This window comes from Halomonas sp. 707D4, from assembly GCF_024158685.1.
GTDB lineage: Bacteria > Pseudomonadota > Gammaproteobacteria > Pseudomonadales > Halomonadaceae > Vreelandella.
Genome location: NZ_JAMZBD010000070.1, coordinates 1 through 9,841, shown reverse-complemented (window position 1 = coordinate 9,841; position 9,841 = coordinate 1). Strand labels below are relative to the sequence as shown.

Annotated in this window: 9 protein-coding genes; 2 read left to right on the top strand and 7 right to left on the bottom strand. The window is 64.3% G+C overall.

The window, feature by feature from the left end; all coding sequences use genetic code 11:
- On the bottom strand, nt 1–177 hold a 177-nt coding region (locus BIS11_RS04885), incomplete at its 3' end, for a SulP family inorganic anion transporter (protein WP_253585778.1).
- 503 nt (nt 178–680) lie between these two features.
- Between BIS11_RS04885 and BIS11_RS04880 the strand changes: the two genes are divergently transcribed.
- Nucleotides 681–1,949, top strand: coding sequence for a PAS domain-containing methyl-accepting chemotaxis protein (locus BIS11_RS04880; RefSeq protein ID WP_253419398.1), 1,269 nt, complete (start codon nt 681–683; stop codon nt 1,947–1,949).
- Between the two features lie 68 nt (nt 1,950–2,017).
- On the opposite strand, the gene BIS11_RS04875 is transcribed toward BIS11_RS04880, so the two are convergent.
- The 5 genes from BIS11_RS04875 to BIS11_RS04855 all read right to left on the bottom strand — a co-directional run bounded on the left by BIS11_RS04875 (nt 2,018) and on the right by BIS11_RS04855 (nt 7,690).
- Complete coding sequence (locus BIS11_RS04875; protein ID WP_253419396.1) at nt 2,018–2,668, bottom strand: peroxiredoxin; 651 nt, start codon at nt 2,666–2,668, stop codon at nt 2,018–2,020.
- Between the two features lie 116 nt (nt 2,669–2,784).
- Entirely contained in the window at nt 2,785–3,819 is a 1,035-nt protein-coding gene (locus tag BIS11_RS04870; protein WP_253419395.1) for a CNNM domain-containing protein, read from the bottom strand.
- 84 nt (nt 3,820–3,903) lie between these two features.
- The gene (locus BIS11_RS04865) at nt 3,904–4,581 is read right to left on the bottom strand and encodes a haloacid dehalogenase type II (RefSeq protein WP_253419393.1); all 678 of its coding nucleotides are present in this window, start codon (nt 4,579–4,581) and stop codon (nt 3,904–3,906) included.
- Between the two features lie 101 nt (nt 4,582–4,682).
- Entirely contained in the window at nt 4,683–6,116 is a 1,434-nt protein-coding gene (locus BIS11_RS04860; protein ID WP_253419391.1) for an aminotransferase, read from the bottom strand.
- Between the two features lie 77 nt (nt 6,117–6,193).
- Nucleotides 6,194–7,690: an NAD-dependent succinate-semialdehyde dehydrogenase gene (locus tag BIS11_RS04855; protein WP_253419389.1), complete on the bottom strand. Its 1,497-nt coding sequence runs from the start codon at nt 7,688–7,690 to the stop codon at nt 6,194–6,196.
- 367 nt (nt 7,691–8,057) lie between these two features.
- On the opposite strand from BIS11_RS04855, the gene BIS11_RS18630 reads away from it, so the two are divergent.
- Complete coding sequence (locus BIS11_RS18630; protein WP_253419387.1) at nt 8,058–9,269, top strand: GGDEF domain-containing protein; 1,212 nt, start codon at nt 8,058–8,060, stop codon at nt 9,267–9,269.
- Here BIS11_RS18630 and BIS11_RS04845 read toward each other — a convergent pair.
- Nucleotides 9,266–9,742, bottom strand: a complete 477-nt coding sequence (locus BIS11_RS04845) for an Lrp/AsnC family transcriptional regulator (RefSeq protein ID WP_253419385.1) — start codon at nt 9,740–9,742, stop codon at nt 9,266–9,268. The genes BIS11_RS18630 and BIS11_RS04845 overlap by 4 nt on opposite strands.
- Nucleotides 9,743–9,841 lie beyond the last annotated feature (99 nt).

The window sequence follows — 9,841 nt, the reverse complement described above, 5'->3', positions numbered from 1 at the left end:
GGTGAAGGCGATGATCACCGCGATGCAGAACGAGGCGTAGAGTCCGACCTTGGGGTCGACGCCGGCGATGATCGAGAAGGCGATCGCCTCGGGAATCAGCGCAAGCGCCACCACGAGACCCGAGAGTACGTCACCCCGAACGTTCGAAAACCACTCTTGGCGGCTGAAAAGTGTCATATCGTTACCTTGTCGTAGAACCGGGCTAGTTGCATAGCCGCAGAAGTCCATCGCGCGGGCTGCGGGCACGAGTGCCCGACATCGCGGTGCAAGCGATGGTAAGAATCACGAACGAGGCGAGATGCTAGGGTGGAGTCATCATCCACGTGCAGACAAGGAACATGCAGGAATCGCTGTCATTGGAATGGATCGTATCGCAGGAGCGTGGAACGCGCCTGCCCAGGAGCAGGAGTATACTAAAGCAGGCGACAGCTGGCACCTACGCTTAGTCAACCTCTATTCATGAAGAAGTCAACCTCTATTGGACAAACCTGACCTGGTGGTCAATGATGCAACGTTTCATACCATGATTCATCACGTCGGCCATTGAGCCCCCTCTTTTCACTGTACCGGCGATCTTGCCAGGCACGAGAAAACCAATACAAAAGCTATACAAAAGACTGGCTACATCGAAACAAAGCGTACTACCATTGTACAACCGCGATACTTGACGAGAACGCCCTATGCTCACGTTCATGAAGCATGCCGCCCTGCCCCTTGCCCTTCAGCAGCATACCGCCAGCATCCACTTTTCGCCGGATGGCCTGATTCAAGAAGCAAGTCCGCTCTTTCTCGAGACGATGGGCTACACCCTCGAAGAGATCGCGGGCCGGCACCACAGCCTGTTCTGCACGCCGGAAGAGGTGGCGTCTCCCGACTACCAGCGCTTCTGGGCGGCCCTGGCCGGCGGTGAGCCGCAGCAGGGGAGCTTTCGGCGCATCAGCGCCAGTGGCGAGGACGTGTGGCTCGAGGCGATCTACCTGCCGGTCAGGAACCGCCGTCGCAAGGTCGTGAGCATCGTCAAGATCGCCAGCGACATCTCCAGGCAGCACGCGTCGGCCCAGAGCCACAGCGCCGTTCTCAAGGCCCTGGACAGCTCCATGGCGGTGATCGAGTTCGCCCCCGACGGCACCATCCTGAGCGCCAACGCCAACTTCGAGCGCACCATGGGCTACAAGAGCGAAGCAATTGCCGGTCGCCACCACCGCATGTTCTGTACCGTCGACTTCGTGCCCCAGCTCGACCAGTTCTGGAGCGCGCTCGCCAGCGGCCAGTTCAAGCAGGGCAAGTTCGAGCGCCTGCACGGTGAGGGCCATAGCGTCTGGCTCGAGGCGACCTACAACCCGGTATTCGATGACCAGGGCCGGGTGACCAAGGTCGTCAAGTTCGCCACCGACATCACCCGCGCCGTCGAGGAGAACGAGGCCGCCAAGCGCGCGGTATTGACCGCCCAGAGCACCTCGAGCCAGACCGAGCAGATCGCCCAGAACGGCCTGACGCATCTGCACCGGGTGCTCGAGGAGTCGCGGCAGGCCTCCAAGACCCTGGAGGACGCCCAGGCGCTGATGACGGCGCTCAACAAGCAGGCCCAGACGATCAACGCCATCACCGAGTCGATCGCCAGGATCGCCAACCAGACCAACCTTCTATCGCTCAACGCGGCGGTCGAGGCAGCGCGGGCCGGCGAACAGGGGCGCGGGTTCGCCGTTGTCGCCCACGAGGTTCGCCAGCTGGCCCGGGGCTCGAGCGAGGCGGTCACGGAGATCACCCGGGTGCTCAAGGAGAACAGCGAGCTGGTCGAGCGCACCAGCCTCGCCGTTTCCCAGGTGGTCGAACAGGGCAGGCACAACCAGACGAGCGTCGGCGAGATCGAGACCATCGTCAACGAGATCCTCACCGGCGCCCGGGGAGTATCCGACTCGGTGGACCAGCTCGCCCTTCAGTCCGCCTGATCGCGCCTCACGAAAAAGGCGGCCCGCAGGCCGCCTTTCGAGTATCGCAAGCGCCGAGGCGCCGAGGCTCACTTCAACTTGGTCTTGCGCAGGTAAGGCAACACTGCGTCGAATTCACCGAACTTCGCCTTGGCGTCCTCGTTGGATACGCTCGGCGGAATGATCACGTCCTGGCCCACGGTCCAGTCCGCTGGCGTTGCGATACCGTGCTTGACGGTGGCTTGCAGCGCATCCAGCGCCCGCAGGATCTCGGCGAAGTTGCGCCCCACGGTCATCGGATAGGTCATGGAGAGCTTCAACTGCTTGTCCGGGCCGATGATGAACACCGAACGCACCGTGGCGCTGTCCGCTGGCGTGCGGCCATCGGGCAGGTAGGCGTCTTCCGGCAGCATGTCGAAGAGCTTGGAAACCTCGAGGCCTTCGTCGGCAATGATCGGAAAGTCGACGACGCTTTCGCTGTAGGTTTCGATGTCGCCGGCCCAGCGCTTGTGATCCTCGACGCCATCCACGGAGACGCCGATCACCTTGGTCCCCCGTTTTTTCCACTCCTCGCCGAGCTTGGCCACGGCGCCGAACTCGGTGGTGCACACCGGGGTGAAGTCCTTCGGGTGCGAGAACAGGATCGCCCAGCTATCGCCGATCCAGTCGTGGAAACGAATGCTGCCCTGGCTGGTGTTGGCCTCGAAATCGGGAACGACCGCGTTGATACGTAGTGACATGGTGCCTCCTTCTCGGGTGATCGAATTTTTAATACCTTAAACCACCTTTATGCAATTCACTATAGAACATTCGGTGCTAAGACACTGCGCGTCCTCTCCTCGTTCCAACGCGCCGCCTAGCTTTCCGGAGCGCCCTTTTCATCGCGTTTGATGCGTGAAAGCCAACGCTGCTTGGCGTGATGGCGCAGGTTCACCACGCTATCGGTCTCGTCGACGATATCCCGGCCCAACAGGGTCTCGAGAATGTCCTCCAGGGTGATGAGACCGACGAACGTGCCGTGATCGTCGAACACCACGCGCATGTGCAGGTGATCCTTGAGCATGTCGACGAATACCCGCTCGACGTTCTCTGCCACGTCCACCCGGCCGATCGGATGCATCAGATCGCGCATGGTCCGCTCGTCGTCGGCGTGATAGACATCCGCCTTGTGCACGTAGCCGAAAGGCTGCTCGCCACCGTCCATCACCGGAAAGCGGGTGAACGATGCCTTGCCGTGACGGGCATCGAACTCGGCCACGGTCATGTTCGGCGCCACCGTCACGCACACCGTGCGCGGCGTCATGGCCCCGGAAACCTTGATTTCGTGCAGGTTGAGCACGTTGACGATGGTGCGCGACTCGTCTTCATCCAGCACGCGCTGCTCGAGACCGGTGCGCGCCAGCACCTTGATCTCGTCGCGCAGGTCCACGTCGTGCTCGGCGCGACCCAGGCGCCGCGTGATCTGCTCCGACAGCCAGATGAACGGCAGAAGCGCGATGATCATCGGCTTCAGAAGGCGCGGTAGATACGGCGCGATACTCTTCCAGTAAGTGGCGCCGATGGTCTTGGGAATGATCTCCGAGAGCACCAGGATCAGAAGCGTCATCACCGCCGAGACGACGGCGATGGAGGTGTCGCCGAACACCGTCGCCGCCTGGGCGCCGACGGCGGTCGCCCCGACCGTGTGGGCGATGGTATTGAGGGTGAGAATCGCCGCCAGCGGCCGGTCGATATGGGTCTTGAGCCGGTCGAGGGAGGCGTGCAGCCGAGGATGCTCGTCCTTGAGCCTGGCGATGTAGCTCGGGGTGATGGAGAGAAGCGCCGCTTCGAGAATGGAGCACAGAAACGACAGGGCAATGGCAAGCGTCGCGGTAACGATCAGCAGGAACATGGGAGCCTGAGTGTGGGGGACATTGCGTGTTTATAGGAGGGGCGCTACGGCTTGTCAACCGCGATCCTCGAAAGGGTCGCCCTCTCAGCCCATCATGCGTTCGGCGAACGCCTGCAGGTCGGGCACGGTCATGTCCGGCTCGATTCCCCAGGGGTCGAAGGGCGCATCCGAGCGCCGGCGCACCCAGGCGCTCTTGAGACCCGCCTGCTTGGCCCCGATCACGTCGAACGGGTTGCTGGAGATAAGCCAGGTATGCTCCGGGCGGCTGTCGAGCCGAGTGCGCAGGTAAGCGTACACTGCCGGGTCGGGCTTGAAGCGCTTGATCTCGTCGACGCTGACCAGCTCGTCCATGTAGCGCGCCGCACCGGCACGCCCCAGTAACTCACCCATCGCCTCCTGCGTGCCGCTGGAGAACGCCACGCAGCGAAACCCGGCGCTCTTGAGTCGGTCGAGCGCGGCGAGCGCATCGTCAAAGGCGGGAAGCTCGGCGTAGGCCGACATCAGGTGATCGCAGTCGTTGTCGGAAAGCCCGGTCTGCAGCGCGCGGTCGGTGAATACCAGCGCCTTCTCGGTGCATTCGGCGAAGCTCACGTAGGCCCCCATCAGGCCGAAGCGAAAGCTGTACTCGAGCTGCTTCTCGCGCCAGCGCCGGGCGAACTCCTGGGCTCTTGCCGGGGCCTCGAGGCGCCGCTCGAGCTCGTCGACCACGCCCTGGGTATCGATCAGCGTGCCGTAGACGTCGAAGGCCAGTACCGGTTGCATGATGCACCTCCTTGAAGTGGATCGTTCAGACTAAGCGTAGCCTGCCCGGCGCAAAACAAGAACGCCGCTGCGAGGCAGCGGCGTCTGGATCGGGCGCCGGGTCAGACGGTGAACGCCGCCTCCTGCGCGCCGGTCTTGAGGTCTCCCGAGCGGGTCAGCTCGTCGGTGACGCGGTCGACGGCGCGCTTGGCTCGACTGATCACCTCGTCCACCTCCTCGCGGTTGATGGTCAAAGGCGGCGCGAAGCCGAGGATGTCACCCTGGGGCATGGCCCGGGCGATCAGGTTCTCCTCGAGGGCCGCCGCAGCGACCCGCGGGCCGACCTTCAGCGCCGGGTCGAAGTGCAGGCGCTCTTTCGCCTCCGGCGAGAACTCGAGCGCGGCCATCAGGCCCACGCCGCGCACGTCGCCCAGGAGCGGATGACCCTCGAAGGTCTTCTTCAGTTGGGTCTGGAAGTAGCTGCCGGTTTCCGCGGCGTTGCCCACCAGGTTCTCGCGCTCGATGATGTCGAGATTGGCGAGCCCCGCCGCGCAGCCCAGCGCGTGGCCGGAGTAGGTCCAGCCGTGGCCGATCGGGCCGAACTCGCCGGTGCCGGCTTCGAGCACCTTCCACACCTTGTCGCCGACGATCACCCCGGAGAGTGGCTGGTAGGCGCTGGTGAGGCCCTTGGCGATGGTGACCAGGTCCGGCTCGATGCCGTAGTAGTGGCTGCCGAAGGCCGCCCCGGTGCGCCCGAAGCCGCACACCACTTCATCGGCGATCAACAGCACATCGTACTTCTTGAGGACCGCCTGGATCGCTTGCCAGTAGCCCTCCGGCGGCGGCACGATGCCGCCGGTGCCGAGTACCGGTTCGCCGATGAAGGCGGCCACGGTGTCCGGGCCCTCCTCCAGGATCATCGCCTCGAGCTTCTCGGCGCAGAACGCGGAGAATTCCGGCTCGGTCATGCCGTGCTGCTCGGCGCTGCGCAGATAATAGTGCGGCGCCTCGGTATGGCGAATGGTGTCGATCGGCAGGTCGAAATGGTCGTGGAACGCCTTGAGCCCGGTGAGCGAACCCGACGCGATGCCGGAGCCGTGGTAGCCGCGCATGCGCGAGATCACCTTCTTCTTCTGCGGCCGGCCCAAGACGTTATTGTAGTAGCGCACGATCTTGAGCTGGGTCTCGTTGGCATCACTGCCCGACATGCCGTAGTAGACCTTCGACATGTTCATGCCGGCGGCCTTGACGATGCGCTCGGAAAGCTCGATCTGCGGCTCGTTGGCGTGGCCCACGTAGGTGTGGTAGTAGGAGAGTTCCAGCGCCTGCTTGTAGATCGCCTCGGCGATCTCGGTGCGCCCGTAGCCGATGTTCACGCAGTAGAGCCCGGCGAAGCCGTCGATGAACTCGCGCCCGTCCTTGTCGACGATGTGGATGCCTTTACCGCCGGTGATCACGCGACCCGGGGCGTCGCCGTGGGCGAAGTCCCTGAGGTGGGTCGAGGCGTGAAAGGTGACCTTGCGGTCGCGGTCGATTAACGCTTGATGCTGACTCATACGCTGCCTTCTGTTCGAGCGCCCCGCCCGCCGTCGGGCGGGGCATTTCCTGTCATCGTTAATAGGTCATTGCTTGCCTAGCTGCCGGACACCGAGCCCAGCGCCCCCAGGCAGTAATACTTGGTTTCCAGGTACTCGTCGATGCCGGTGGCCCCGCCCTCGCGGCCAAGGCCCGACTGCTTGACGCCGCCGAAGGGCACCGGGGGGCCGGTCATCTTGACCGAGTTGACGCTGACCATACCGTACTCCAGCGCCCGCATCAGTTTCCAGATGCGGCGAATGTCGTGGGTGTAGATATACGCCGCCAGGCCATACTCGGTATCGTTGGCCATGGCGATCACCTCGTCGTCGCTCGAGTAGGCGGTAATGCCGGCGACCGGGGCGAAGTTCTCCTCGCGCCAGACCTTCATCGTCGGCGTCACGTTGGTGAGCAGCACCGGCATGAAGAAGTTCGGGCCCGGCGCGCGACTCTGGTCGCCGGCCACCAGCGTGGCGCCCCGGGAGATCGCGTCATCGACGATGGCGGCGGCCTTCTCCACCGCCTGGCGATGGATCAAGGGGCCCAGGTCCACCTCGCCCTCGAAGCCGTTGCCCACGGTGAGCGCGGCCATGCGCTCGGCAAACGCGGCGACGAAGGCCTCAACGATCGATTCGTGCACCAGGATCCGGTTGGCCGCCAGGCAATCCTGTCCGGCAGTCTGGAATTTCGCCGCCACGGCAGCGAGCGCGGCTTCCTTCGGGTCCATGTCCGGGCCGACGATGAACGGAGCGTTGCCGCCGAGCTCCAGCGAGAGGCGCTTGACGGTCCCGGCGCTCTGCTCCATCAGAAGCCGCCCGACGCGAGTGGAGCCGGTGAAGGACAGCGCGCGGATGCGCGGCTCGCTGCAGAGAATCTTCGACACCTCGGCGGGCTCGCCCAGCACCACGTTGAAGATGCCTGCCGGAATGCCCGCGCGCTCGGCGAGTTCGGCCAGCGCCAGCGCGGAAAACGGCGTCTCGTTGGCGGGCTTGACGATCACCGGGCAGCCGGCGGCGAGTGCCGCTGCCGCCTTGCGGGTGATCATCGCCAGCGGAAAGTTCCAGGGCGTGATCATCGCCGCGATCCCGACCGGTTCCTTGAGCGTGCCGAGGCTCGCGTTGGGAATGTGGCTCGGGATGGTGTCGCCGTAGGTGCGCTTGCCCTCCTCGGCGAACCAGCGCACGAAGCTTGCGCCGTACTCCACCTCGCCCCGGGCGTCCGGCAGCGGCTTGCCCTGCTCGAGGGTCATGATGCGCGCCAGATCCTCGCGGTTATGCTGGATCAGGTCGTACCAGGCGAGCAGGCGCTCGCAGCGCTCGTCGGCGCGCAAAAGGCGCCACTGGGCGAAGGCCGCCTCGGCGGCATCCACCGCCGCGGTGATCTGATGGGCTTCCAGAAGCGGGATATGGCCGATGGTGTCCTGGGTGGCCGGGTCGAGCACGGCTTCTTCGCGCCCGCTCTCGCCGTGGGTCCACTGCCCGTTCACGTAGGCGTACTGGCGAAAGAGGCGCGGATCGTCGAGACGTCTGGAAAGCGCATTGGATAGCAGGGTCATGGCTCACTCCTGTACACGCGGCGAACGTCACGGCGTTGCCGGGCGCCCGGTAATCGATGCCGCCAGCTTAGCGAAGAGCCGACCCGAAGTGTTTTCGAAAATCCTGCGCCAATGTGGTGATTTTTTTTCGAAGTCACCGCCTGGATAGGTTTTTTTCGTTGCCGGTCTGACGGGCACCTCGCCGGATCGACGACTGCGTTGAAAATACTTCGGCAACGCCAATCTTTGCTTAGTGAACCGCTTGCAGAAATAGTACTATCATGCGCTCATTCGCCCCGGCCGCCGGACGCTGCAACCTGGCCGTGCAAACACCCTGAAGGAACAGGTATCACGTCAAGGCGAAGGACGCCCAGCCAGGGTAACCCCCGTGTACCGACTTTCGTATTTCGACCTGCTCGCGCAGCGCATTGGCGACACCACCGCGAAAGCGCGCTTCGATCGTGACCGCCACGATCAGCGCCTTGCCACCCTTCGCCTGGTGACCTTTCTGCTGGCGCTTTTCTATTTCTCCTATATTCCGGTGGACATGTACCTGCTGCCGGACATCGGGCTGCGCTCGCTTCTGATACGCTTTTTCGTGGTAGGGCCGCTGGCGGTGCTTCTGTTGCTCTACTATCAGCGCCCGGTGCCGATACGCCACAAGGAGTTCGCCAGCATTGGCGTGGTGAGCGTCGCGACCCTGGTGTGGTGCATCGTGCTGCTGGGGACCGACAACCCTCGGGTGCTGCACTACTTCTACGCGGGGCTCGTCTTCCAGCTGGTCCTGACCATCGTGCTGGCGCCGCCCTTCGAACAGAGCGTCTACGCCTCGATCGTCGTCTGCCTGTGCCTCTACACCACCATCTGGTTCCTGCCGGGAGCCGACAAGGAGTACGTGATCAACCATCTGGTGGTGGGCGTACCGACCGTAGTGCTGACGCTGATGGCGAACTACCGCTTCTCGACGGAGTCGCTGCGCCTCTATCTCCAGAACCTCAACACCGACACCCTGCGCGCAGAGCTTGCCGAGCGCAACGAGAACCTCGACAAGATCTCCCACATCGATCCCTTGACGGGGCTTGCCAACCGCCGTGGCCTGAGCCGCCACGCGGCGGCGCTCGCCCTGCGCCGCCGCGCGCGCGACCAGCGCGTCGCGCTCGTCCTGATCGACGTGGATCACTTCAAGGCCTTCAACGACACCTACGGCCACGACGCCGGGGATCACTGCCTGAAGCAGGTCGCTCAGGCGATCCAGAGCGCCTGCGGTCCGCAGGACACGGCCTGTCGCTACGGGGGAGAGGAGTTTCTGGTGCTGCACACCGGCAACGGGCTCGACGCCCTGTCGAGCGCCGCACTCGGCGAGCGCATCCGGGCAACGGTGGCGGCGCTGGATCTCGCCCACCGCGAGTCGGAGCATGCCTGCGTGACGGTCAGCGTGGGCATCTGCGTGGGCCTCCTCGAGCAAGGCGATGCGCTCACGCCGCTGATCCTGGAAGCGGACCGGGCGCTCTACGCCGCCAAGCGCGCCGGTCGCAACCGGGTTCGCGAAGGCCGCCACGACGCCTCGTCGATCATCCAGCCTGGGCTGTTCGACGACTAGCGATGCTCCAGCGCCTCGATATCGACGCTGCTCTGCTTGACCGTCTTGGTGACGATATAGGTGAAGTAGCGCTCGATGCCGACGTCACTGACCAGCCAGCGGTCCATGAGGCGCTGGTAGCCGTCGATCGAGCGCGCCTCGAACTTGACCAGATAGTCCACCCCGCCGCCGACCGCCACGCACTCGGTGACCTCGGGGGTTTCCATCACCAGCGCCTCGAAGCGCGCAAAGCTCTCGGCATTGTGCGCCTTGAGCTCGATCTGCACCCACACCGGCGTGCGCGGCACCAGCACCCGGGCGTCGATGCGCGCGCTGTAGCCCTGGATGACGCCGGCCTTCTCGAGCCGCTTGACCCGCTCCCAGCAGGGGCTGATCGAAAGATTGATCGCCTCGGCCAGGCGCGACTTGGTGATGCGCCCGTCGCGGGAGAGGATCTCGAGGATCTTGAGGTCGAAGCGGTCGAGTTTCAGCACGCGCCCTCAAGCCTCGAGCCGGTCGACGACATCGGCGATCACCGCGAGCGTATCGCCCATGTTGATCAGCGACGGCGCGCGACGCGCCATCAGGATACC

Bases quoted from the DNA above. Each gene is read 5' to 3' on its own strand.
- BIS11_RS04860 (WP_253419391.1), bottom strand. From the start codon at position 6,116: ATGAGTCAGCATCAAGCGTTAATCGACCGCGACCGCAAGGTCACCTTT.
- BIS11_RS04870 (WP_253419395.1), bottom strand. From the start codon at position 3,819: ATGTTCCTGCTGATCGTTACCGCGACGCTTGCCATTGCCCTGTCGTTT.
- BIS11_RS04855 (WP_253419389.1), bottom strand. From the start codon at position 7,690: ATGACCCTGCTATCCAATGCGCTTTCCAGACGTCTCGACGATCCGCGC.
- BIS11_RS04875 (WP_253419396.1), bottom strand. From the start codon at position 2,668: ATGTCACTACGTATCAACGCGGTCGTTCCCGATTTCGAGGCCAACACC.
- BIS11_RS04865 (WP_253419393.1), bottom strand. From the start codon at position 4,581: ATGCAACCGGTACTGGCCTTCGACGTCTACGGCACGCTGATCGATACC.
- BIS11_RS04880 (WP_253419398.1), top strand. From the start codon at position 681: ATGCTCACGTTCATGAAGCATGCCGCCCTGCCCCTTGCCCTTCAGCAG.